General features: G+C 67.2%; 17 protein-coding genes. 12 read left to right on the top strand and 5 right to left on the bottom strand.

The window, feature by feature from the left end; translation table 11 throughout:
- Positions 1-43 precede the first annotated feature (43 nt).
- A complete protein-coding gene (locus JC881_RS09325) occupies positions 44-1,141 on the bottom strand; it encodes an aminoglycoside phosphotransferase family protein (protein WP_198785435.1) in 1,098 nt (365 codons plus the stop codon).
- 237 nt (positions 1,142-1,378) lie between these two features.
- On the opposite strand from JC881_RS09325, the gene JC881_RS09320 reads away from it, so the two are divergent.
- From JC881_RS09320 to rsmA, 3 genes are read left to right on the top strand one after another with little or no spacing between them, the layout of a single operon-like run.
- Positions 1,379-3,994: an LPS-assembly protein LptD gene (locus JC881_RS09320; RefSeq protein ID WP_198785434.1), complete on the top strand. Its 2,616-nt coding sequence runs from the start codon at positions 1,379-1,381 to the stop codon at positions 3,992-3,994.
- A gap of 21 nt (positions 3,995-4,015) precedes the next feature.
- Complete coding sequence (locus JC881_RS09315; protein WP_198785433.1) at positions 4,016-5,425, top strand: peptidylprolyl isomerase; 1,410 nt, start codon at positions 4,016-4,018, stop codon at positions 5,423-5,425.
- Positions 5,426-5,429: 4 nt separating this feature from the next.
- The gene (gene rsmA, locus JC881_RS09310) at positions 5,430-6,194 is read left to right on the top strand and encodes a 16S rRNA (adenine(1518)-N(6)/adenine(1519)-N(6))-dimethyltransferase RsmA (protein WP_198785432.1); all 765 of its coding nucleotides are present in this window, start codon (positions 5,430-5,432) and stop codon (positions 6,192-6,194) included.
- Positions 6,195-6,242: 48 nt separating this feature from the next.
- On the opposite strand, the gene JC881_RS32350 is transcribed toward rsmA, so the two are convergent.
- The 4 genes from JC881_RS32350 to JC881_RS09290 all read right to left on the bottom strand — a co-directional run bounded on the left by JC881_RS32350 (position 6,243) and on the right by JC881_RS09290 (position 9,887).
- A complete protein-coding gene (locus JC881_RS32350; protein WP_155403714.1) occupies positions 6,243-6,389 on the bottom strand; it encodes a hypothetical protein in 147 nt (48 codons plus the stop codon).
- A gap of 77 nt (positions 6,390-6,466) precedes the next feature.
- Positions 6,467-6,892 (bottom strand): barstar family protein, encoded by a 426-nt coding sequence (locus JC881_RS09300; protein ID WP_086011111.1) that lies wholly within the window; start codon positions 6,890-6,892, stop codon positions 6,467-6,469.
- Positions 6,893-6,942: 50 nt separating this feature from the next.
- On the bottom strand, positions 6,943-7,356 hold the full coding sequence (locus tag JC881_RS09295; RefSeq protein WP_198785430.1) for a ribonuclease domain-containing protein: 414 nt from the start codon (positions 7,354-7,356) through the stop codon (positions 6,943-6,945).
- 182 nt (positions 7,357-7,538) lie between these two features.
- Positions 7,539-9,887, bottom strand: coding sequence for an NADP-dependent malic enzyme (locus JC881_RS09290; protein WP_198785429.1), 2,349 nt, complete (start codon positions 9,885-9,887; stop codon positions 7,539-7,541).
- Between the two features lie 177 nt (positions 9,888-10,064).
- Between JC881_RS09290 and JC881_RS09285 the strand changes: the two genes are divergently transcribed.
- The 9 genes from JC881_RS09285 (at position 10,065) to JC881_RS09245 (ending at position 24,279) form a co-directional block, all read left to right on the top strand.
- On the top strand, positions 10,065-11,114 hold the full coding sequence (locus tag JC881_RS09285; protein WP_198785428.1) for an SPFH domain-containing protein: 1,050 nt from the start codon (positions 10,065-10,067) through the stop codon (positions 11,112-11,114).
- 121 nt (positions 11,115-11,235) lie between these two features.
- A complete protein-coding gene (locus JC881_RS09280; protein WP_198785427.1) occupies positions 11,236-12,723 on the top strand; it encodes a DUF4178 domain-containing protein in 1,488 nt (495 codons plus the stop codon).
- A 57-nt stretch (positions 12,724-12,780) separates the two neighbouring features.
- On the top strand, positions 12,781-12,999 hold the full coding sequence (locus tag JC881_RS09275) for a DUF350 domain-containing protein (protein ID WP_013544332.1): 219 nt from the start codon (positions 12,781-12,783) through the stop codon (positions 12,997-12,999).
- A 14-nt stretch (positions 13,000-13,013) separates the two neighbouring features.
- Entirely contained in the window at positions 13,014-14,555 is a 1,542-nt protein-coding gene (locus JC881_RS09270; RefSeq protein ID WP_198785629.1) for a polyamine aminopropyltransferase, read from the top strand.
- A 10-nt stretch (positions 14,556-14,565) separates the two neighbouring features.
- Positions 14,566-16,197, top strand: coding sequence for an FAD-dependent oxidoreductase (locus JC881_RS09265; protein ID WP_198785426.1), 1,632 nt, complete (start codon positions 14,566-14,568; stop codon positions 16,195-16,197).
- On the top strand, positions 16,194-17,312 hold the full coding sequence (locus tag JC881_RS09260) for a saccharopine dehydrogenase family protein (RefSeq protein WP_198785425.1): 1,119 nt from the start codon (positions 16,194-16,196) through the stop codon (positions 17,310-17,312). Before JC881_RS09265 ends, JC881_RS09260 begins: the two co-directional genes overlap by 4 nt.
- A complete protein-coding gene (locus JC881_RS09255) occupies positions 17,309-17,686 on the top strand; it encodes a DoxX-like family protein (RefSeq protein ID WP_198785424.1) in 378 nt (125 codons plus the stop codon). Before JC881_RS09260 ends, JC881_RS09255 begins: the two co-directional genes overlap by 4 nt.
- Entirely contained in the window at positions 17,683-18,159 is a 477-nt protein-coding gene (locus JC881_RS09250; RefSeq protein ID WP_198785423.1) for a DUF2269 family protein, read from the top strand. The genes JC881_RS09255 and JC881_RS09250 overlap by 4 nt, the downstream gene beginning before the upstream one ends.
- A gap of 120 nt (positions 18,160-18,279) precedes the next feature.
- Positions 18,280-24,279, top strand: coding sequence for an alpha-2-macroglobulin (locus tag JC881_RS09245; RefSeq protein ID WP_198785422.1), 6,000 nt, complete (start codon positions 18,280-18,282; stop codon positions 24,277-24,279).
- Positions 24,280-24,281 lie beyond the last annotated feature (2 nt).

The following is a 24,281-nucleotide window of genomic DNA, read 5'->3' as shown; positions in this document are numbered from 1 at the left end:
GCCGTGGCGTGGGCATCCCGGGCGGTTTTTTATAAATTTCGCTTCAGACCCGGCCGTAGGCAAAGCCGGTGAGCGCCGAGGTGCCCTCGACCTCGTCGATCACCCGCACGAGCGGCGTGAGCTCCATGTAGCGGCTGGCGGTGGCGCGGATGTAGGCGATGAAGCGCGGCGTGTCGGCCAGGTACCGGGGCTTGCCGTCGCGCAGCGTGAGGCGCGCGAAGATGCCGGCGACCTTCAGGTGGCGCTGCAGGCCCATCCATTCGACCGCGCGATAGAAAGCGCCGAAATCCTCGTCCACCGGCAGCCCCGCCTTGCGCGCCGCCTGCCAATAGCGCACGGTGACGTCGAGCACGAACTCCTCGTCCCAGCTGAGGAAGGCGTCGCGCATCAGGCTGGCGATGTCGTAGGTGATGGGGCCGTAGACGGCGTCCTGGAAGTCGAGCACGCCGAGGGCGGTGCCGTTGCCGATCATCAAATTGCGCGGCATGAAGTCGCGGTGCACGTAGACGCTGGGCGACGCCAGGTTGCTCTCCACGATCAGCTTGAAGCTGCGCTCCAGGCGCTCCTTAAGCTTTCCTTCGATGGCCACGCCGCGGTGGCGGCCGATGTACCACTCGGGAAAGAGCGCCAGTTCACGCTCCAGCAGCGCCCGGTCGTAGGGCGGCAGCACACCGGGCTTGGAGGCCAGCTGCCAGCGGATGAGCGCATCGATGGCCTGGTCGTAGAGCGGGCGGCTGGCGTCCGGCTGGGCCGGGTCGATCACCTCGAGCATGGTCTGGCGGCCCAGGTCGTCCAGCAGCAGGAAGCCGTTCGGGCGGTCCCATTCGAGCACCTGCGGCGCCGTGACGCCGGCCTCGGCCATGAGCCCGGCCACCTGCACGAAGGGATCGCTGTTCTCCTTGTCGGGCGGGGCGTCCATCACGATGCGCGTCGGCGTGCCGGGGATGCGCGTGTCGACGCGGAAATAGCGGCGAAAGCTCGCATCGGCCGAGGCCAGGCGCACGGTGTCGGGCAGAAGATGCTGTGCGGCGGCGATGCCCGACAGCCAGCCCCGGAACACTTCGGCGCGCTGCGGATCTGTCCAGAGAAGGGCCTCGGCGGGGCGTGGGGCCAATGAGGCCGGGGGCAGGGGTGCTGTCATGGATAATCGATTCTACAAATCCGCCTGGCGCGGCAACCCCCTCCGGTCGGCCACCGATCGAACAGAGGTTGCTGCCGGCCCCTGCAACCCGCCGGCCTGCCGCGCCGTCTCCCCGACGATCTTTCGTTCCGAACCGATGCCTACGACCCAAAGCCCCCACGCTTGGCACCTTGTGCGCTCGCTGCTCTCCTCGGGGGGGCCGCGGGCTTTCCTCGGAACGGCCTGGCGGGAGGCTTGATGAGCCGACGTGTTGCCCTGCGACGCGCCAGCCCGCCGCTGAAGCTGGCCATGCTGTCGCTGGCGCTCCTGCAGGCGCACGGCGCCTTCGCACAGCCCGCCGGCGGCCTGGACGGCCCGTTGACGCTCAAGCGCACCCCGCTGCTCACCGAAGTCATTCCGCCCACCGAGCGCGGCCAGCTGCCCAGCCTGGTCACCGGCGACCGGATGTCCGGCCGCCCCGACCTGGAGACCGTGGTCGAAGGCAATGCGACGCTGCGTCGCGGCCCGGTCGCCATCACCGCCGACCGCCTGGAGTACTACCAGCCCGACGACCGCGCCAAGGCCAAGGGCAATGTGCGCGTCAACCAGGGCGGCAACGTGTACGAAGGCCCCGAGCTCGAACTCAAGCTGGAGACCTTCGAGGGCTTCTTCAACAACGTGCGCTACCGGTTCCTGGCGAACGGCGGCCACGGCGATGCGGAGCGCATCGATTTCGTCGACGCCAACGTCTCGATCGCCCGGCGCGCCACCTACACCACCTGCCGCCGCGAAGACTTTCCGGGCTGGATGCCGGCGTGGCTCCTGACCGCGGCCACCATCACCACCGACACCGAAGAGAACGAGGGCGTGGCCACCAACGCGCGCCTGAGCTTCATGGGCATCAGCACGCCGCCGATCCCGAGCGTGAGCTTTCCGCTGTCCAACGCGCGCAAGAGCGGCCTCCTGCCGCCCACCATCGGCGTGGACAACACCAACGGCATCGAGATCTCGCAGCCGTACTACTGGAACATCGCACCCAACCGCGACGCCACGATCACGCCGACGATCATGAGCAAGCGCGGCCTGAACCTGGGCACCGAGTTCCGGTACCTGGAGAAGGACTACAGCGGCAGCATCCGGCTGGACCTGATGGGGGCCGACCGCCTGGTGGGCCAGCGCTACAACGAGCTGCGCGCCTCGCAGCTGCAGCAGCTGGCCAATGGAGAAATCCAGGCCAAGGACCTGACCGCGCCGCCCGGCAGCACCAAGCGCTGGGGCATCTGGGCGAACCACCACCAGGACTTCGACGCCAAGGCGCTCGGCCTGGATTCGCTGTCGGCCAACATCAACATCAACCGGGTCAGCGACAACGACTACTGGCGCGACTTCACGCGCACGCCGACGCTGGCGCAACGCCAGCTGCCCAACGAGGCCTCGCTCAACTGGAGCAAGGACGACTGGAGCGGCGCGGTCCGCGCGCTGCGCTACCAGACGCTGCAGTACAACCTGTCGCCCATCGTGCCGTCGTACGACCGCATGCCGCAGATCACGGCCAACTACAACAAGTACGACTGGCACGGCTTCGACGTCTCGCTGAACCTGGACTACACGCGCTTCCGGGTCAACACGATCCTGAGCGGCCAGCCCGGTTTCGATCTCATCCAGCAGTCGCAGCCCGATGGCGACCGCGCCTTCGCGCTGGCCACGATCAGCCGGCCGTTCATTACGCCCAGCTCCTTCGTCATTCCGAAGCTGCAGCTCAATGCGACGTCGTACAGCTTCTACCGGCCGCAGTCGGACATTCCGAAGCTCACGATCAACGGGGTGCAGTACGTCAACGGCGTGCCCTACAACCCGAATTCGCTGTACTTCTTCCCGACCTCGGCCAACCGCACGGTGCCGACCTTCAGCCTGGACAGCGGCCTGATCTTCGAGCGCGACGCCAGCTACTTCGGCCGCGCCTTCCGCCAGACGCTGGAGCCGCGCGCGTACTACGTCTACACGCCGTACCGCAACCAGAGCATGCTGCCGAACTACGACTCGGCGGCCAACGACTTCAGCTTTGCGACCATCTACACCGAGAACGCGTTCTCGGGCAACGACCGCATCTCGGACACCAACGCACTCACGCTGGGCGTGAGTTCGCGCCTGATCGACCCGGACACCGGCGTCGAGGCGGCACGCATCGGCATCGCGCAGCGGCTGCGCTTTGCCGACCAGAAGGTCGTGCTCCCCGGCGGCCTGCCGGTGACCGACCGCGCGAGCGATTTCCTCGTGGGCGGCCAGATCAACTGGACGCCCAAGTGGAGCACCGACGCGCTCGTGCAGTACAACCCCGACACGCGCCGCTCGACCCGTGCGGCGCTCAGCGCGCGCTACAACCCCGAGCCGTACCACAACCTGAGCGTGGCGTTCCGCTACCAGGCGCCGAGCGCGGCGTACCAGGCCGCGCTGCTGGCCAACCCGAACACCACCGCGGTGAACGACGGCAACAAGTCGATCGACGTGGGCTGGCAGTGGCCGCTGAACGACCTGTGGGGCGACAAGGGCAAGAACCTGGGCCCGGGCAAGGGCCAGGGCGGCGGGCGCTGGTACGCGGTGGGCCGTCTGAACTACGACCTGCAGGACAAGAAACTCACGGACGGCGTGCTCGGCTTCGAGTACGACGGCTGCTGCTGGATCGGGCGCGTGGTGCTGCAGCGCATCACCACCGGCCAGGTGACGGCCAACACCCGCATCATGTTCCAGCTCGAATTTGTCGGCTTCTCCAGCATCGGCTCCAGCCCGATGCAGGCGCTGCGGCAGAACATCCAGCGCTACGAACCCCTGCGCCAACCTGGCGAGGCGCCGAGCCGCTTCACCAATTACGACTGAGACGACTGACTGAGCAACGCCATGAAACACATCCGTTCCATCATCACCCTGGGCTGCCTTGCGGCAATGGCCGCAACGTCGGGTGCGCAGGGCTTTCGCTCTGGCAGCGGCATCACGGACATCATGCGCGCCGGTCCGCGACTGGGGCCCCCGCCGGTGCAGCGCGCCCCGGCCGCGCCGACGGCGGCGCCCGTGCAGCGGGCGGCTGAATTCATCGTGGCGCTGGTCAACTCCGAGCCGATCACCAACACCGACGTGCAGTCGCGGGTGACGCGCCTGCTCAAGGAGAACCCCGATGCGGAACGCGTGCCGCGCGGCGAGCTCACGCGCCTGGTGCTGGAGCGCCTGATCTCCGAGCGCGCGCAGCTGCAGCTGGCCAAGGAAGGCGGCATCAAGGTCGACGACGTGGCGATCGATCAGGCCGAACAGACCGTGGCGCGCCAGAACGAGATCAGCCTGGTCGAGCTGCGCCGCCGCGTGGCGGCCGAGGGCATCGCGCTCGCGGACTTCCGCAACGACCTGCGCGACCAGCTGCTGCTCACGCGCCTTCGCGACCGCGAAGTCGAGTCGAAGGTCAAGATCAGCGACACCGAGGCCGACGAGTACCTGCGCGACCAGCGCAACTCGACCACCAAGAATGCGGCCTTGCAGAACCTCAATCTCGCGCAGGTGCTCGTCGCCCTCCCCGAGAACGCCACGGACGCCCAGGTGGCCGCCGCGCAGAAGAAGGCGCAGGGCATCGCCGATCGCGCCCGTTCGGGCGAGGACTTCGCCAAGCTGGTGCGGGAGAACTCCGATTCGCCCGACCGCGCCAACGGCGGCGCCATCGGCATGCGCACCGCCGATCGCTACCCGCCGCTGTTCGTCGACGCGGTGCAATCGACGGGGCTGAACGGCATTGCCGGCCCGGTCCGCTCCAGCGCCGGCTTCCATGTGCTCAAGGTGCTGGCCAAGGCGCAGATCGGCTCGCTGGACGCAACCGTCACGCAGACCCAGGTGCGCCACATCCTGCTGCTCAACGACCCCAAGCGCACCACGGCGCAGGCGGTGGCGCAGCTGGCGGAATTCAAGCGCCGCGTGCAGGCCGGCACGGCCGACTTCGCGGGCCTGGCGCGCGACAACTCGCAGGACGCGAGCGCCAAGGAAGGCGGCGATCTCGGCTGGTCGCGCCCCGGCCAGTTCGTGCCCGAGTTCGAGGAAGCCATGGACCGGCTGTCGCCGGGCCAGATCAGCGATCCTGTCGTGTCGCGCTTCGGCGTGCACCTGATCCAGGTGGTCGGGCGCCGCGATTCCAAGCTCACGCAGACCGAGCAGCGCGAGGCCGCGCGCAATGTGCTGCGCGAACAGCGCGTCGAGGAAGCCTTCACCACCTGGGTGCAGGAAGTGCGCGCGCGCGCCTACGTGGAATACCGCGACCCGCCGCAGTCCTGATCCGATGGCACACATCGCCAGGAAGCGGTTCGGGCAGCATTTCCTGTCCGACGGCGGGATCATCGATGCGATCGTTCACGAGATCGCGCCGCAGCCCGGCGATGCGATGGTCGAGATCGGGCCGGGGCTCGCGGCGCTCACGCAGCCGCTGGTCGAGCGGCTCGGGCGCCTGACGGTCATCGAGCTCGACCGCGACCTGGCCAAGCGGCTGCGCGAGCACCCGCAGCTGGAGGTCATCGAATCCGATGTGCTGAAGGTGGACTTCGCCGAACTCGCGGCCAAGGCCGCGCCGAAGCCGCTGCGCGTGGTGGGCAACCTGCCCTACAACATCTCCACGCCGATCCTGTTCCACCTGCTGGGCTTTGCCCACCTGATCGCGGACCAGCACTTCATGCTGCAAAAGGAAGTGATCGACCGCATGGTGGCCAGGCCCGCCACGTCGGACTACAGCCGCCTGAGCGTGATGCTGCAGTGGCGCTACGACATGCAAAACGTGCTCTTCGTGCCGCCCGAGAGCTTCGATCCGCCGCCGCGCGTGGACAGCGCCGTGGTGCGGATGGTGCCGCTGGCGCAGCCGCCGGTGGTCGATGCCGCGCGGCTGGGCGAGATCGTGCAGGTGGCCTTCAGCCAGCGCCGCAAGATCCTGCGGCACACGCTGGGCAAATGGCTGGAGACGCATGGCTTCGAGGGGGCGTTCGACCCCCAGCGGCGCGCCGAGGAAGTGCCGGTGGCCGAATACGTCGCACTGGCCCAGGCCGTTCCCCCATGAAAAAAGCCCGTCGTCGACGGGCTTTTTTCATTCAGGCGGTTGCTGCAATCAAGCGGCGGCCAGCCAGTACCCCGCGTTGAAGGGGCTGCTCATGCGCAGCGCCAGCGGCGACACGTCGACCAGTTTGTCGGTCGGCATTTTTTCGCCGGCCGGCTCGGTGCTGGCGGCGGCCGTTGCGGCGGCGTTGGGGTTCACTTCGATGCCATCGAGGGTTTCAGCGTTCGGCTGAGCCTCGTTCGCCCGTTCTGCTTGGCTGGTAGATGCAGAACGGGCTACAGAAAAGAATAGAAGCACCGGAAGGGGACCTTGCGGTCGCCCCAGTAATCCGAAGCGTCCCGGAAGATGTCGAGCAGCTGCTCGCGCGCTTCCTTGTCGAACTTGGCGTTGGCCGGGATCTGCTCGAGCACGATGACAAAACCTGGCTGCGGGCCCGATTTATGCAACGGGTCGGTCATGCAGTCGTACAGCGCGTCGAAGTTCTTGCCGAAGTGCGCCGGGAAGGTGAACTGCTGGGCGATCAGGTCGAGCACGTCCTGCTTGGTCTGGGCGTTGCCCAGGTTGGCGTACAGGAAGTGCTGGCCGGCCGCGTTGGCGGCGTCCTGCAGGTCGTTCACGCGGAACGCGCGGATCGATTGCACGATGTTCGGGCGTACGGCACGAAGGGATAAGGTCATCTCCGCTGGTCTTTCCATAGTCATCATCATTTCTTCGGGGCGCTTGGGGGCGCCGCTCAGGTCGTTTTCATCGCTCATGGCGCAATCCGTCTGAAACTTGCATAGTGGTCTGCCGTGTACCAGCAGGCCTCGGGTGTCGTGCGCTGCTCGCCGCCGCAGATGATTCGCTGGGCACCCCGGTTGCGAGCGCCCGGTGTCGTCACCGTGTACTCCCGGTAGTGGCCGCGCCGTGCCGGCGGCAGAAGACGCTCACGATTGCCAAATACGGTGCCGTCCTTTTCGTACCGGAAGGGGCCACCGTTCAAGATGGCCTGATAGGTTCGCTGGCCCTGTACCGGAAGGTCGGTCAGTGCAATCGATTCCTCAGCGGACGTTTTTCCTGCGCCGAACCATCCGCGAGCCTCGGCCCCGGTCGTCAACGCCAACAGCATCAAGCTGGTGAGCGCAAACTTTGAGACAGAGGACGTGATCGAGGCGTAAGCCGCCATGGGACACCACAAGAGAAAAGAGCGGGGGGTTCGAATTGCGCTCAACCTCGGGGTTAACCCGCAAATTCAAGCCCGCGAGTGTGCACCACGCTGGCCAAAATAGCAAGCGACTGCCCAAAGTTTGAGCAGTCGCAAGAAGCGAAAGTGGGCCGCTAAGTCAGCGTCCACTTTCGCCGAATGGCCTATCTCTCGGCGTTTGCGTCGGCCACTGTCAAGGCTGTCATGTTCACGATGCGCCGAACAGTCGCGCTGGCCGTGAGAATGTGCACAGGTTTGGCCGCGCCGAGCAGGACCGGGCCGATGGCGATGTTGCCGCCTGCTGCAGTTTTGAGCAGGTTGTACGAAATATTGGCCGCGTCGATGTTCGGAAAAACCAACAGATTGGCATCGCCCGCCAGCGCGCTGTGCGGCATGACGACCGCGCGCTGCTTGCTGTCCAACGCCACGTCGCCGTGCATTTCGCCGTCCACTTCGAGCCAGGGCGCCTGGACGCGCAGCAGGTCGAGCGTCTTGCGCATCTTGATGGCGCTGGGCTCGTTGCTGGTGCCGAAGTTCGAATGCGACAGCAGCGCCGCCTTGGGCTTCAAGCCAAAGCGCATCATTTCCTCGGCCGCCATCGTCGTGATCTCGGCCAGTTCCTCGGGCGAGGGGTCGTAGTTGACGTGCGTGTCGACCAGGAACACCTGGCGGTCCGGCAAGAGCAGGCCGTTCATGCAGGCGTACACCGGCACGTCCTGCGGGGTGCTCTCGCAGCCGCCAGGGCGCTTGCCGATCACCTGGTCGATGTAGTGCAGGTGGATCAGTGTGGTGCCCCAGGTGCCGCAGATCATGCCGTCGACCTCGTCCTTGTGCAGCAGCATCGCGCCGATCAGCGTGAGGCGGCGGCGCATCTCGATCTTGGCGGTCTGCACCGTCTGGCCCTTGCGCTCGGTCATGCGGTGGTAGGTCTGCCAGAAATCGCGGTAGCGGTGGTCCTGCTCGACGTTGACGATGTCGTAGTCCAGCTCTTCCTTCAGGCGCAGGCCGAACTTCTCGATGCGCTGCGCGATGACGGCCGGGCGGCCGATCAGTGTCGGGCGCGCGATGCCTTCGTCGACCACGATCTGCGCGGCGCGCAGCACGCGTTCTTCCTCGCCCTCGCAGTACGCCACGCGTTTTTTCTGCGCCCGGCGGGCCGCTTCGAAGATCGGCTTCATCGTCGTGCCCGAGGCATAGACGAAGTTCTGCAGCTTGTCGCGGTAGGCATCCATGTCCTTGATCGGACGCGTTGCCACACCGCTTTCCTCGGCCGCCTTGGCCACCGCCGGCGCGATCTTCATCATGAGACGCGGATCGAAGGGCTTCGGAATCAGGTATTCGGGGCCGAAGGACAGCTTTTCACCGACGTACGCGGCAGCCACGCGTTCGCTCTGCTCGGCCTGCGCCAGATCGGCAATCGCGTGAACCGCGGCGATTTCCATCTCGTCGGTGATCGTGGTCGCGCCGGAGTCGAGCGCGCCGCGGAAGATGTACGGGAAGCACAGGACGTTGTTGACCTGGTTCGGATAGTCGGTACGGCCCGTGGCCATGATCACGTCGGGGCGCACTGCGTGCGCGTCTTCGGGGGCGATCTCGGGGTTCGGGTTGGCCAGCGCGAAAATCACCGGCTTGGCCGCCATGCTGGCGACCATCTCGGGCTTGAGCACGCCACCGGCCGAGAGGCCCAGGAACACGTCGGCACCGACGATCACCTGCGCGAGCTTGCGCAGCTCGGTTTTCTGCATGTACTGGCGCTTGTCGTCGTCCATCAGCTCTTCGCGGCCTTCGTAGACCACGCCGGCCAGGTCGGTGACGAACACGTTCTCGCGCTTGAGGCCCACCTTGAGCAGCAGGTTCAGACAGGCCAGCGCCGCGGCGCCCGCGCCCGAGGTGACCAGCTTGACGTCGGCGATGTTCTTTCCGGCCACCTTCAGGCCGTTGACCATGGCTGCCGCCACGGTGATGGCCGTGCCGTGCTGGTCGTCGTGGAACACAGGGATCTTCATGCGCTTGCGCAGCTCGCGCTCCACGTAGAAGCAGTCCGGGGCCTTGATGTCTTCCAGGTTGATGGCGCCGAAGGTGGGCTCCAGCGAAGCGATGATCTCCACCAGCTTGACCGGGTCCTTCTCGTCGATCTCGATGTCGAACACGTCGACGCCGGCAAACTTCTTGAAGAGAACGCCCTTGCCTTCCATCACAGGCTTGGACGCCAGCGCGCCGATGTCGCCCAGGCCGAGCACCGCGGTGCCGTTGCTGATGACGCCCACGAGATTGCCGCGCGAGGTGTACTTGAAGGCGTTCAGCGGGTCCTTGACGATTTCCTCGCAGGGCGCGGCCACGCCGGGCGAGTAGGCCAGCGACAGGTCGCGCTGGTTGACCATCTGCTTGGTCGCCGCGATGGCGATCTTGCCGGGGACGGGAAACTCGTGGTACTCGAGGGCGGCACGGCGCAGCTCGGCGCGCTTGTCTTCGGGCGTGGGAGTCGATGAGGTCGAAGGGGTCGAATCGGACATGTGCCTGTAGCTCCTGGTGGCGCTTCTTCTGGGGGCGCCGATTGTAGACCTCGGTTCGTAAAGCCATACGCCGCATGGCCGGTGCGAGGCATGACCAAAAGCACGGGGCGCTGTCAAGACGATGTGGCAATATCCACCGCTCGGACAAAACCTGAAAAAACTCGTAGAGGAGCAACCATGGCCCTGATGGATTTCATCAAGAAACAGTTCATCGACATCATCCAGTGGACCGAGACCGGCGATGGCACGTTGGCCTGGCGGTTCCCGATGGCCGAGATGGAAATCCAGAACGGCGCCTCGCTCACCGTTCGCGAGTCGCAGGTGGCCGTGTTCGTCAACGAAGGCAAGGTGGCCGACGTGTTCGGCCCCGGCATGTACAAGCTCACGACGCAGACGCTGCCCGTGCTCACGTACCTGAAGAACTGGGACAAGCTCTTCGAGTCCCCCTTCAAGAGCGACGTCTACTTCTTCAGCACCCGCCAGCAGGTCGACCAGAAGTGGGGCACGCCCCAGCCGATCACCATCCGCGACAAGGACTTCGGCGCCGTGCGCCTGCGGGCCTTCGGCAACTACAGCTTCCGCATCGGGGATGCCAAGCTGTTCCACACCGAGATCTCCGGCACGCGCGACATCTACAGCGTGGCCGACCTGGACGGCCAGCTGCGCGGCCTCGTGCTGCAGAACATCAGCAATGCCATCGCGTCCAGCGGCGTGCCCTTCCTCGATCTCGCGGCCAACCAGATCCAGTTTGCGCAGGCGCTCGCCGCGCAGCTCGTGCCCGAGTTCGAGAAGATCGGCATCAAGCTCGAGAACATCACGGTGCAGAACGTCTCGCTGCCCGAAGAGCTGCAGAAGATCCTCGACCAGAAGATCGGCATGGGCATGGTCGGCAACGACATGGGCAAGTTCATGCAGTACCAGACGGCGCAGGCGATTCCGAAATTCGCCGAAGGCGCGGCCAACGGCGGCGGCATCGCCGGCGACGCGATGGGCCTGGGCGCCGGCGTGGCGCTCGGCCAGGTGCTGGCGCAGAACCTCGCCCAGGGCCTGAGCCCGAATGCGGCCGCCCAGGCCGCGGCAACGCAGCAGCAACCCGCCGTGGCCGTGGTGAGCCCCGTCGACGTGATGACCACGCTCGAGAAGCTCGGCGAGCTCAAGACCAAGGGCATCCTTACGCAGGAAGAGTTCGACGCCAAGAAGGCCGAACTGCTCAAGAAGCTGGTCTAACCCCCAGGCTTCGCGCACTTCGTGTCGCTTCTCCCTCCCCCTTGCAGGGGGCAATGCCTGTGGCCCGGCGCAGCCGGTTCCACGGCATTCCCCTTAACTGCATCTGCTGCCGGCGGCCGTGATGGCTGAGGAAACCGGCAACCAACGCTACTACCGCGCGCCCTGCCCCGGCTGCGGCGCGCCGGTCGAATTCCGCTCGGCGCAATCGACGCACGCGGTCTGTCCCTACTGCCAGAGCACCGTCGTGCGCCAGGGCGAGACGCTCGCGCGCACCGGCAAGATGGCGGAGCTGTTCGACGACTTCAGCCCGCTGCAGCTCTTTGCCATCGGCCGCATCCAGGACAAGCCCTTCACGCTGATCGGCCGGCTGCAATACACCTACCCCGGCGGCCGCTGGACCGAATGGATCGCCGCGCTCGACGACGAGCGCACCGCCATCCTGAGCGAGGACAACGGCGCCTACGTCTTCGCGCTGCCCTTCGACCTGCAGCGCACCGCGCCGCCGCCGGTCGACCTGCGCGTGGGCGCCACCAGCGCCTTCGCCGGCCAGAGCTACACCGTCACCTCGAACGAGCAGGTCGCGCTCACCTCCGCGCAGGGCGAGCTGCCGCACCTGCCCGATCTCGGCCGGCCGTTCGCGATGGTCGAGCTGCGCAACGACAAGGGGCTGGTGCTCAGCATCGACTACGGCACCGCCAAGCCCAGCGCCTACCTCGGCCGCTCGGTGCAGCTGGAAGACCTGCAACTTGCAGGCCTGCGCGAGGAGTCCGCGAAAGACGAAAAGGGCCGCAGCTTCAACTGCCCCAACTGCGGCTCGCCGGTCACCGTCAACCTGGCCGACAGCAAGAGCATCACCTGCCGTTCGTGCAACAGCATCATCGACTTGTCGCAGGGCATCGGCGGCGAACTCAAGCACGCGACACAGGAAGAGCCGGTGCGACCGCTCATCGCCCTGGGCACCATGGGCCAGTTGCAGGGCGCGCAGTGGCAGGTGGTGGGCTTCCAGCACCGCATGGGCGTGGAGCCCGGCGACGACGAGCACTTCGGCTGGGACGAGTACCTGCTCTTCAACCAGAAGCGCGGCTTCAGTTTCCTGGTCGATGCCGAGGACGGCTGGAGCATGGTCAAGCCGACCACCGGCGCGCCGGTGATGGCCGAGAACGGCAGCACCGCCACTTATCTGAGCAAGCGCTACCAGCAGCAGTACGCCTACAACGCCGAGACCACCTACGTGGCGGGCGAGTTCTACTGGCAGGTCGAGCGCGGGCAGAAGACCTTCAACCGCGATTTCGCCAGCGGCCCGGCGCTGCTGTCGATGGAGCGCTCGGCCAACGAGCTGACCTGGTCGTCGGGCATCAAGCTGGACAGCGGCGTGGTCGCGACCGCCTTCAAGCTCGATGCCAAGAAGGACATGTTCAAGCGCGGCGACGCGTTGCCGGTGAGCGCCGCGTCCGGCATGGGCTGCGGCACGATCATCCTGATCATCGTCGTCATCATCATCCTCTTGATCATCCTGAGCACCTGCAGCGGCCGTGGCGGTTCCTCGAGCGGCTACCGCAGCTCGGGCGGCTCGTACGGGGGCTATTCGAGCGGTGGCGGCCACAAATGACGAAGATGCGCTCGCCCATTGCAATTTCACTTATGACTGCTACGACTGGAGGTCCCCATGGGATTTGAATGGCTGAAACCGGGCGTGGTCCTCGGATCGCTCGTGTACGCACTGATCGGCGTGATCATCTTCTGGCTGTGCTTTCTCATCATCGACAAGATCACGCCCTATGACCTGTGGGGCGAGATCGTCGAGAAGCAGAACGTGGCGCTCGGCCTCGTGGTCGCCGCGATGAGCCTGGGCATCTGCATCATCGTCGCCGCAGCAATCCATTGAACGAGGAGGCGGCACTGTCCGCGCGCCCAGCCGACGCGCGCGGGCCGCAGCCCATCGAGATCGCCCTGCTCGCCAGCGTGTTCGTGGTCGCGGCCTGCGGGCTGGTCTACGAACTGAGCGCGGCGGCGCTGAGCTCCTACCTGCTCGGCGATTCGGTGCTGCAGTTCAGCACCATCATCGGCACCTACCTGTTCGCGATGGGCGTGGGCTCCTGGTTCTCGCGCTATTTCGACCGCCAGCTGCCGGCGCACTTCCTTCGCATCGAACTGCTCGTGGCGCTGATCGGCGGCGCGCTGCCGGCGATCCTGTTCCTGGCCAACGCGTACGTTCCGAGCGCGTTCCGGCTGCTGCTCTACGGCCTCGTGATGGTCGTCGGCACGCTGGTGGGGCTGGAGATCCCGCTGGTCATGCGCATCCTGAAGCGCAACATCGTGCTCAAGAACCTGGTCTCGCAGGTGCTGACCTTCGACTACCTGGGCGCGCTCGCGGTGTCGGTGGCGTTTCCGCTCATCCTCGTGCCGCAGCTCGGAATGATCCGCACCGGATTGCTGTTCGGCGTCATGAACGCGGCGGTGGCGGTGTGGGCGCTGTGGCTCTTTCGCCATGAACTGCGCCGCGTCGGCGCGCACGCGCTGGCCTGCTTTCTCGCGCTGGCCGCGCTGATCGGCGCTTTCGCCGGGGCCGACCACATCACTACGCTGGCCGAAGACAAGTTCTATCAGGACCGCATCGTCTTCAGCGCCACCTCGCCCTACCAGCGCATCGTGGTCACGCGCGGGCAACTGGGTCATCGCCTCTTCCTGAACGGCAACCTGCAGTTCGCCGAGCGCGACGAGTACCGCTATCACGAAGCGCTCGTGCATCCGGTGATGGCCGCACAGGGCGCGCCGAAGAAGGTCGCCGTGCTCGGCGGCGGCGACGGCATGGCGGTGCGCGAGATCCTCAAGTACCCCTCGGTCGAATCGGTCACGCTCGTGGAACTCGATCCGAACATGACCAAGCTCTTCACCGAGCACGAAACGCTGGCCGCGCTCAACGCGCATTCGCTGTCGTCGCCCAAGGTGAAGATCGTCAACACCGACGCCTTCCAGTGGCTGCAGCAGCCGGGCGACATGTTCGATGTGATCGTGGTCGACTTTCCCGATCCGACCAACTTCGCGATCGGCAAGCTCTACACCAACAGCTTCTATTCGCTGCTGGAGAAGCGCCTGTCGGCCAGCGGCTACGCGGTGATCCAGACCACCTCGCCGCTGGTGGCGCGCAAGAGCTACTGGACCGTGGCGACGACCATCGAATCGGTGGGGCTGCGCGCGACGCCCTACCACGCGCATGTGCCCAGCTTCGGCGAATGGGGCTACATCATCGCGAGCCGCCGGCCCTACCGGATGCCCGATGCGCTGCCTTCGGGGCTGCGCTTCCTCTCGCCTTCGACACTGCCTTTGATGTTCGACTTTCCGCTCGACATGGCGCGCGTGCCGACCGAAGTGAATCGCCTGTCGAATCAGACCCTAGTCACCACTTATGAACAGGAGTGGGGCAAGGTAATGGCGCATTAGCCTCGAGACCATGCAACGGCGCGACTTCCTCGGCGTGGCAGGTGCGGCGAGCGCCCTGGCGCTGGCCGGCTGCGAGGTGCCGCCGCCCATCGAAGGCGGCTTCACCGGCATCGACGTCGCGCGCGGCCATGCGATGCGCGACGGCGCGCTCAGGAGCCAGGCACCCGCGATCGTGAAGCGCACGCGCGTGGTGATCGCCGGCGGCGGTGTCGCGGGTCTTGCGGCCGCGCGCGCCTTGCGGCTCGCGGGCATCGAAGACTTCACCCTGCTCGAACTGGAAGACACCGCCGGCGGCAATGCGCGCGGCGGCATGGTCAACGGCATTGCCTGTCCGCTCGGCGCGCACTACCTGCCGGTGCCTGGCGACGACGCGCGCGAGGTGCAGGACCTGCTCGAGGAACTGGGCCTGCGCCAGCGCGTGGCGGGCCGCTGGGCGTACGACGAGCGCAACCTCTGCCACAGCCCGCAGGAGCGTCTCTTCTTCCACGGCGAGTGGCAGGACGGCCTGCTGCCCATGCACGGCGTGGGCGTGGACACGATCGCGCAGTACCGCAAGTTCGCGCAGCGCATCGACGCGCTGCAGCACGCGGCGCACTTCGCCATTCCGACGCTCAAGGTCGCGGTCACGCCCGAGCTGCTGGCGCTCGATGCCATCGCCTTCTCGCGCTGGCTCGACAGCGAAGGCTTCAGCGACGCGCAGCTGCGCTGGTACCTGGACTACTGCTGCCGCGACGACTACGGCGCGGGCATCGAGCAGGTCTCGGCCTGGGCCGGCATCCATTACTTCGCGAGCCGGCACGGCTTCCATGCGCCCGGCGACCCGAGCGGCAGCGCCAACGACGCGAACCCCGAGCGCGATGGCGTGCTCACCTGGCCCGAAGGCAACGGCTGGCTCACGAAACAACTGGCCGCGCCGCTCGGCGAGCGCCTCTGCACAGGCCAGGTCGTTACGCGCATCGCCGAGCTGCGCGGCGGCGTCGAGGTCGATGCGTGGGATGCCGCATCGAAATCGATGGTGCGCTGGCAGGCCGAGCGCTGCATCGTCGCGCTGCCGGTGTTCATCGCTGCGCGCGTGGTCGAGAATGCGCCCGAGGTGCTGAAGCACGCCGCCGCGCACGTGCGCTATGCGCCCTGGCTGGTGGCCAACGTGCATTTGCGCGGTCCGCTGGCCGACCGCGTGGGCGCCGCGCCGAGCTGGGACAACGTCATCTACGGTACGCGCGGCTTGGGCTACGTCGATGCGCGCCACCAGACGCTCGACCCCACGCCGCGCGGCACAGTGCTGAGCTGGTACCGGCCGCTGGGCCCAAGCAGCTACGACACCGCCGACGGCCGCAAGCTGCTGTTGGAGCGCCCCTGGACCGGCTGGCGCGACGACCTGCTCGCCGAGCTGTCGGTGCCGCACCCGGACCTGCCCTCGCTTGCCACGCGCATCGAGATCACGCGCTACGGCCATGCCATGTCGATCCCCCGGCCCGGGCTGCTGGCCGAGATCGGCTCGCAACGCACCGCGCCGGACGATGCGCATCGCGGCAGCGTCATCGCGGGACGCCTGTCGTTCGCGCACGCGGACTGGTCGGGCTACTCGATCTTCGAGGAAGCGTTCACGCGTGGCCACGTCGCGGGCGCGAGCCTGGCATGAAGACGCTGGTGCTCGGCGGCTACGGCAATTTCGGCGCGCGCATCTGCCGTGCGCTGGCGGCGGATGCAAGCATCGAACTGCTGATCGGCGGGCGCGACCTGGAGCGCGCGACGGCGTTTGCGCAATCGCTGGGCGGCAGTGCGCGCGGCGTTCGCGTCGATGCGCAATCACCCGATCTCGCGCAAGGGCTGGGGTACCTGGGCGTCGATCTCGTCATCCACACGGCGGGCCCGTTTCAGAACCAGGACTACCGCGTGCCGCAAGCCGTGGCGGCCGCCGGCGCGCACTACATCGACCTGGCGGATGGCCGCCGCTTCGTCTGCGACTTTCCCGTCGCGATGGATACCACCTTCCGCGATGCAGGGCGAACGGCCGTTGCAGGCGCCAGCACCGTGCCGGCGCTCTCGTCGGCGGTGGTCGACCATCTCACGGCGGGCTGGCAAGGCGTGCGCAGCATCGATATCTGCATCGCGCCCGCGCAAGGCGCGCCGCGCGGCGAGGCCACGTTGGCGGGCGTGCTCGCGTACTGCGGCGCGCCGATCCGCGTCTGGCAGGACGGCCGATGGACCGAGCAGCCCGGCTGGTCGAATCCCGTGAAGGTGCAGTTCGCGCGCATGCGGCCGCGCCGCGGTGCGTTGTGCGACATCCCCGATCTCGAACTCTTTCCGTCGCGCTATGCGGGCGTGCAGTCGGTCATGTTCCGCGCGGCGCTCGAAGTCGGCATCGCGCAGCAGGCCTTCGCCTTCATGGCGTCCATGCACCGCATCGGCCTGCTGCGCGCGCCGCAGAAGCTGGCGCCGCTGCTGCACTCGACGGGCGGCGTGTTCGATGCGCTCGGCACCACGCTGGGCGGCATGGTGGTGCGGGTCGAAGGCATCGATGCGCAAGGCGCCGAAGCGCGCCGCGCCTGGCACATCGCCGCCGACGACAACCACGGCCCCGAGATTCCCTGCATGGCCGCGATCCTGCTGGCACGACGGCTCGCGCGCGGCGGTGCGCTCGCTGTCGGGGCGCATGCCTGCGCCGGGCTGCTCACGCTGCCGGAATTCGAGCCCGAGTTCGCGCGCTGGGGGATGGTGACCGACGTGATCGACGAGACGTTGTCCGCCTCATGACGCGACCGGCTGACGACGATCGCCTGCTGCGCCTGAGCCTCGTCGCGGTCTGGCTGTTCACGGCCTTCGCCAGCATCGTCGAATTGAATGGGCAGAGCCGCCAGGTGCTGGCAGATGCCGGCATCGCATCGCCGCCGTGGCTGGTGCAGGGGCTGATCTTCGGCGGTGCGGCGGCCGATCTCGTCATCGGCTTGGCGCTCTGGCTGCGGCCCGGTCGCGCGAGCTATCTCGCGGCCCTCGGCCTGATGCTGCTCATGACCGCGGTTGCGACCTTTCTGCAGCCCGCCCTGTGGCTGCATCCGCTGGGCCCGCTGCTCAAGAACCTGCCCATCGCCGCGCTGCTCTGGCACCTGTACCGGCGCTCCGTGCCATGAACACTTACCTCGTCCTCAAGTGGCTGCACATCGTCTCCAGCGTGCTGATGGTCGGCACGGGGCTGGGCTCGGCCTTCTACATGTTCTTTGCCAACCGCAGCGGCAGCGTGCCGGCGCAGGCGGTGGTGAGCCGGCTGGTGGTGCGCGCGGACTGGTGGTTCACCACGCCCACGGTCATCCTGCAGCCGGCCACCGGCTTCGCGCTGGCGCACATGGCGGGCTGGCCGCTGTCGACGCCTTGGCTCGCTGTGTCGCTGGGCCTCTTCGTGTTCGCGGGAATCTGCTGGCTGCCGGTGGTGTGGCTGCAGATCCGCATGGCCACGATGGCCGGGCGGGCGCATCACGACGCCATGCCGCTGCCGCCGCTGTACGCGCGCTACCAACGCTATTGGGAACTGCTCGGCTACCCGGCTTTCGTGGCCATGGCCGCGGTCTTCTGGCTCATGGTGAACAAACCCGCGCTTTCGTTCTGATTCGAGACGGGCCGGTGCGCGGGCCTGTGCGGTTTTCACGCAGACTTCACACACAGCGCCATTGCTTCACAGGCAGTCGGGAGACTGCCAGGCGCCAACAAAAACACCGGGGGAGCTTTCATGCTTCAAATCGCCAATCGAAAACTCGCGTCGCTCAGCGACGTGCTCTTCACCGGACTGGGCCGTGCGCTCGGTTTTCTGCGGCCGCTGGCACGCGGACTCGTCGGTTCCTGGCGACCTCCGGGGTGGCTGCGCATCGTGGGCGCCTTTGTTCTCTTCGCACTGCAGTGGTTGCAGCAACGGCTGGCCTGGCTGGTGGTGCTGGCGCTGCTGGTGCTCGCCGGCTGGTTCGCCAGCCCGCATGTGTTGAAGTGGTGGCACGGCCTCACGCCAGATCGCGTCGAGCCGGTCGTTTCGACCGCGCAGATCGTGCCGCCGCCGCGCACGCAGATCGAAAACGACAAGGGGCCCAACCCGGTCGTCATCAACTTCACCGCCTCGGTCGCGCCGATCGCGCGCATCGGCCAGGAGGCGACCGGCGTCACCATCGAGCCCGCCATCGCCGGCCGCTGGACGTGGAGCAGCCAGAAGAAGCTCGAATTCCTGCCCGCGCAGGATTGGCCGGTCGGCCAGCCCTACAAGGTGCAGCTCGCGAAGGATGCGCTCGCGCCGCACATCGAGATCGAGCAGCGCAAGTACGAATTCACCTCGCCCGAATTCAACGCGCGCATCGCGGGCGCGGAGTTCTATCAAGACCCGGTGCAGGCCAACGTGCGGCGCGCGCTCTTCCAGGTGCGCTTCTCGCACCCCGTCAACACGGCAGAGTTCGAAAAGCGCCTGGTGCTCACTTATGACCAGGCCTGCGGCACCTCGATCTTCAGCGTGGGCAAGTGCGCGAGCGAGAAGTTCACCGTCAGCTACGACAAGCTGCGCCTCACCGCGACGCTGCAGTCCGAGCCGCTGCCCATTCCAGAGAAGACGCGCCCCGTCGTGCTGAGCCTCACGTCCGGCGCGGTCGCGCAGAAGGGCGGCCCCGCCCAGCGCAGCGACATCTCGCGCGCGGTCGACATCCCCGGCCTCTTCAGCCTCGACATCGCCAGCATCGACCCGACCATCGTCACGGGCGAGAACGGCGAGCCCGAGCATGTGATGCACGTCACCGCATCGATGCCGGTGCACGAACGCGAAATGGCGCGCGTGGTGCAGGCCTGGCTCCTGCCCGCCACCGAAGAAGCCAAGGGCGACCCGGAGGAAAAATTCGACTGGTCCGCCGATCCGTCGAAGGTGACAGACGCCGTGCTGCGCCGCGCGAAGAAGATCACCCTGCAGCCCATCGCCAGCGAGCGCGAAGTGACCGAGATGGTCAGCTTCCGCCTCCCGCAAGCCGAGGGCGGCCGCTACCTCCTGGTGCGCGTGGCCAAGGGCCTGAAGACGCCCGGCGGCTACCAGCTCGGCGCCGCGCGGCAGGACGTGCGCCTGCTCAAGACCTTCGCGCCCGAACTCACCATCATGAGCCAGGGTTCGCTGCTCGCGCTCTCGGGCGAGCGCAAGCTGCCGATCCTGGTGCGCGACCTGCCCGGCATCCGCCTGGAAATCGGCCGCCTGCTGCCGCAGCAGCTGCAGCACCTGGTCACGCAGACCAACGGCGACTTCGCGCATCCGCAGTTCTATGGCGGCCTGCAGTCGGACAACCTCGTCGATCGCTTCCAGAAGGAGATCCCGCTCAGCATCCCCGCCGGCAAGGCGCACTACGAAACCGTCGACTTCGCCGAGTACCTGCGCAGCGACGTGGCTGACCGCCGCGGCGTGTTCTTGCTGAAGGTGCAGGGCTTCGATCCCAAGGCCAAGAAGAAGCCCGAAGGCGATGCCACCCAGGCGCAGCCCGAGGAAGAGCAGCAACAGTACGAGGGCGACGGCAATCCCGAAAGCGGCAACCCCGAAGACCAGAAGGACCAGCGCCTGGTGCTGGTCACAGACCTGGGCATCGTCGCCAAGAAATCGCTCGACGGCACGCGCGATGTGTTCGTGCAGAGCATCGCCAACGGCCAGCCCGTGGCCGGTGCGCTGGTCGAGGTGTGGGGCCGCAACGGCATGATCGTCGCGTCGCAATCCACCGATGCCACGGGCGCCGCCAAGCTGCCCAACCTCGCCGGCTACCAGCGCGAGAAAGCGCCCGTGGTGCTGGTCGTGCGCAAGGACGGCGACCTGAGCTTCCTGCCCTTCAACCGCAGCGACCGCACGTTGGACATCTCGCGCTTCGACGTCGGTGGCCTGCGCGCGGCCGGCGTGCCGAACCAGATGACGGCCTACGTGTTCAGCGACCGCGGCATCTACCGCCCGGGCGACACGATGCACATCGCGATGATGGTCAAGGCCGGCAACTGGGCCACGTCGCTGCGCGACCTGCCGCTGGAGGCCGAGATCATCGATGCGCGCGGCCTGAGCGTGCGCCGCGAAAAGCTCAAGCTCGGCCCCGGCGGCGCGGCGGAAATCGCCCACACCACGCAGGACACGTCGCCCACCGGCAACTACACCGTCAACCTCTACCTGCCGCGCGAGTCGTCGCCCGGCAACCCCGAGGTGGAAGGCCTGCTGATCGGCAGCACCACGGTGAAGGTGCAGGAGTTCCTGCCCGACCGCACCAAGGTCGTCGCCAAGCTCAGCAGCGAAGTCGCCGAGGGATGGGTCAAACCCAAGGACCTGAAGGCGCTCATCGACGTGCAGAACCTCTTCGGCACGCCCGCGCCAGACCGCAAGGTCGAAGGCACGCTCACGCTGAGCCCGGCCTTCCCGGTGTTCCGCGCGTTCGCCGACTACGCCTTCTTCGATCCGCAGCGCGCCACCGAGAAGCAGGTCGACGACCTGGGCAGCGTGCAGACCAGCGCCGAAGGCAAGGCCGAGTTCGACCTGCGCCTCTCGCGCTTCGATGCAGCGACGTACCAGGTGCATGTGCTCGCCAAGGCCTTCGAGCCCGAGGGCGGCCGCAGCGTCTCGGCCGAAGTACAGACGCTGGTGAGCGACATGCCCTACCTCGTGGGCGTGAAGGTCGACGGCGACACCAGCTACGTGAGCAAGGGCGCCGCGCGCAACGCCACGGTGATCGCGATCGACCCGCAGGCGAAGAAGACGGCCGTGGACGACCTCAAGATCGAGCGCGTGGAGCGCAAGGTGCTGTCGGTGCTCGTGAAGCAGGACAGCGGCCTGTACCGCTACGAGTCGCGCAAGAAGGAAATCGTGATCGACGAGAAGCCGCTGGCCATCGCCGCCGCGGGCAACACCATCGCGCTGAACACATCCACGCCCGGCAACTTCGCCTACGTGGTGCGCAATGCGGGTGGGCTGGAATTGAACCGCGTCGAATACAGCGTCGCGGGCAACGCGAACGTCTCGCGCTCGCTGGACCGCAACGCCGAACTGCAGCTCACGCTCGACCGCAAGGACTACGAGCCGGGCCAGGAGATCGAGGTGAGCATCCGCGCGCCGTACGTGGGCGCGGGCCTCATCACCATCGAGCGCGACAAGGTCTACGCCCACGCGTGGTTCAAGACCGACAAGACCGCCTCGGTGCAGAAGATCACGCTGCCCAAGGACTTCGAGGGCACCGGCTACATCAACGTGCACTTCGTGCGCGACCCGGCCTCGGACGAGGTCTACATGAGCCCGCTGTCGTACGGCGTCATCCCCTTCGCCACGAGCCTTGCCAAGCGCACCGCGAACCTGCAGCTCACCAGCAGCGAACTCGTGAAGCCCGGCCAGACGGTGAAGATGAAGCTCACCAGCGACAAGCCCACGCGCGCCGTGCTGTTCGCGGTGGACGAGGGCATCCTGCAGGTGGCGCGCTACAAGACGCCCGACCCGCTCAAGCACTTCTTCCAGAAGCGGGCGCTCGAAGTCGGCACGCTGCAAACGCTCGACCTGATCCTGCCGGAGTTCAAGAAGCTCATGCAGGGCGCAGCCCCCGGCGGCGACGGTGAAGGCGAGCTCGGCAAGCACCTGAACCCGTTCAAGCGCAAGCGCGACAAGCCGGTGGCCTACTGGTCGGGCCTGGTCGATGTGAACGGCAGCCGCGAATTCAGCTACACCGTGCCCGAGAGCTTCAACGGCAGCCTGCGCGTGATGGCCGTCGCGGTGAACGACGAAACCACCGCCGCCAAGAGCACCCGCACCGTGGTGCGCGGCGACATGGTGATCCTGCCGAACGCGCCGCTCGCGATGGCGCCGGGCGATACCGTCGAAGTGGGCGTGGGCTTGGCGAACAACATCGTGGGCTCGGGCAAGGACGTGCCCATCGCGCTCACGCTCACCGCTTCGGGCGGCCTCGAAGTGGTGGGCGACGCGACGCAGACGCTCAAGGTCAACGAGCGCGGCGAAGCGAGCACCAAGTTCAACGTGCGCGCCAAGCCGGGCGAGCAGGCGGTGCTGGGTTCGTCGGCGCTGGTGTTCACCTCCACGCACAAGACCTTCAGCGCGCGCCTGTCGACCGAAGTGAGCGTGCGGCCCGCGTCGCCGTTCGTCACGATGGTGCAGGCGGGCAGCTTCCAGCGCGCGGGCGAGCTCGCGAGCAAGGCCGACCTGTACCCGAACTTCCGCAAGAGCGACGTGGCGGTATCGGCGGCGCCGTGGGCCTTCGCGACCGGCCTCATGCAGTACCTGGAGGTCTACCCGCACGGCTGCACCGAGCAGATCACGAGTCAGACTTTCCCGGCCGTGCTGCTATCGAGCCGCCCCGAGCTGGTCAAGGAAATGGCGCGCGGCCGCACCCCCGAGCAGGGCCCGATGCCCGAGGCGCGCAAGACCTTCGAGCGCTACCTCGTGCAGCTGCGCGCACGGCAGACGGCCGACGGCGGCTTCTCGCTGTGGCCCGGCGCGGGCACCGATGCCTTCGCCACGCTCTACGCGGTGCACCTGCTCATCGAAGCCAAGGACCACAAGCTGCCCGTGCCGCAGGACCTGCTGCAAAAGGCCAACACCTACCTTCAGGGCTGGCTCGGCAGCGCCGACACGTCGCTCGATGGCTGGCGCCAGCGCACGCAGGCGGCGTACCTCCTCACGCGCCAGGGCATCATCGCGCCGGCCGCACTGGCCAACCTGCGCGAAGCCTGGCGCAACAAGCAGACGCAAGGGTGGAGCGACGACCTGGGCGCCGTGTACCTCGCCGCGAGCTACCAGCTCGTGAAGCAGGAGCAGGTGGCCAACGAGCTGCTGAACGCCGTGTGGTCGGACCTGCTCGCCCGCACCGAGAAGAAGCAGCGCCGCAACGTCTGGGGTGCCTACTACGACCCGCTGGTGCACGACAGCATGACGCTGCACCTGGTGGGCCGCCACTTCCCCTCGCGCCTGAAGACGCTCAAGCCCGAGGTGTGGGAAGGCATGGGCGCGATGGTGCGCGACGGCTGGTACAACAGCCTGTCGTCGGCCTCGATGCTGCTCGCGGTCGATGCGTACTTCGAGGCGGTGGGCCAGAACGTCGAAGGCAAGCTGACGGCGCAGAGCGTCAACGCGCAAGGCCAGGCCGCGGCGCTCGCGCTGGGCGCGGTGAACCCGATCACGCGCGCCGCGGTGCCGGCCGGAACGGCGAAGCTCAAGCTCTCGAACGACAGCGACTTCAACCTCTACTACAGCTGGGCCGAACAGGGCTTCGAGCGCAACGTGCCCGCCACGCCGGTGAACCAGGGCCTGGAGATCTTTCATGAAGTGCTCGATGCCAAGGGCAATCCGATCACCAAGGCCCGGCTAGGCGAAGAGGTCACTGTGCGGGTGCGCGTGCGCAGCCTGGAGCGCGCGCAGCTCAACGACGTGGCGCTGGTCGACCTGCTGCCCGGCGGGCTGGAGCCGGTGCTGCAGGCCGTGGGCGACGATGAGGACGCCAATGCCGATGCGCCGATCTGGAAGAAGCGCCTGGGCGGCGGCGGTTCGTGGAAGGTGCAGTACGCCGACATCCGCGAAGACCGCGTGGTGTTCTACGGCGCCGTCGACAAGAACCTGCTCGAAGTGACCTACAAGGCGCGCGCCACCAACGTCGGCGACTTCGTGGTGCCGGCCGCGTATGGCGAAGCGATGTACGACCGGCGCGTGTATTCGCGCTCGGCGGGTGCGCGCTTCCAGGTGGTCGCGAACTGACG

The sequence above is a fragment of the Variovorax sp. IB41 genome (genome assembly GCF_016405905.1).
GTDB lineage: Bacteria > Pseudomonadota > Gammaproteobacteria > Burkholderiales > Burkholderiaceae_C > Variovorax.
Note: the sequence above shows the minus strand (reverse complement) of the source record. Positions and strands in the feature narration are given on the sequence as shown.

Coding starts and splice junctions, on each gene's coding strand:
- JC881_RS09325 (WP_198785435.1), bottom strand. CDS start 1,141: ATGACAGCACCCCTGCCCCCGGCCTCATTGGCCCCACGCCCCGCCGAG.
- JC881_RS09320 (WP_198785434.1), top strand. CDS start 1,379: ATGAGCCGACGTGTTGCCCTGCGACGCGCCAGCCCGCCGCTGAAGCTG.
- JC881_RS09315 (WP_198785433.1), top strand. CDS start 4,016: ATGAAACACATCCGTTCCATCATCACCCTGGGCTGCCTTGCGGCAATG.
- rsmA (WP_198785432.1), top strand. CDS start 5,430: ATGGCACACATCGCCAGGAAGCGGTTCGGGCAGCATTTCCTGTCCGAC.
- JC881_RS09300 (WP_086011111.1), bottom strand. CDS start 6,892: ATGACTATGGAAAGACCAGCGGAGATGACCTTATCCCTTCGTGCCGTA.
- JC881_RS09295 (WP_198785430.1), bottom strand. CDS start 7,356: ATGGCGGCTTACGCCTCGATCACGTCCTCTGTCTCAAAGTTTGCGCTC.
- JC881_RS09290 (WP_198785429.1), bottom strand. CDS start 9,887: ATGTCCGATTCGACCCCTTCGACCTCATCGACTCCCACGCCCGAAGAC.
- JC881_RS09285 (WP_198785428.1), top strand. CDS start 10,065: ATGGCCCTGATGGATTTCATCAAGAAACAGTTCATCGACATCATCCAG.
- JC881_RS09280 (WP_198785427.1), top strand. CDS start 11,236: ATGGCTGAGGAAACCGGCAACCAACGCTACTACCGCGCGCCCTGCCCC.
- JC881_RS09275 (WP_013544332.1), top strand. CDS start 12,781: ATGGGATTTGAATGGCTGAAACCGGGCGTGGTCCTCGGATCGCTCGTG.
- JC881_RS09265 (WP_198785426.1), top strand. CDS start 14,566: ATGCAACGGCGCGACTTCCTCGGCGTGGCAGGTGCGGCGAGCGCCCTG.
- JC881_RS09260 (WP_198785425.1), top strand. CDS start 16,194: ATGAAGACGCTGGTGCTCGGCGGCTACGGCAATTTCGGCGCGCGCATC.
- JC881_RS09255 (WP_198785424.1), top strand. CDS start 17,309: ATGACGCGACCGGCTGACGACGATCGCCTGCTGCGCCTGAGCCTCGTC.
- JC881_RS09250 (WP_198785423.1), top strand. CDS start 17,683: ATGAACACTTACCTCGTCCTCAAGTGGCTGCACATCGTCTCCAGCGTG.
- JC881_RS09245 (WP_198785422.1), top strand. CDS start 18,280: ATGCTTCAAATCGCCAATCGAAAACTCGCGTCGCTCAGCGACGTGCTC.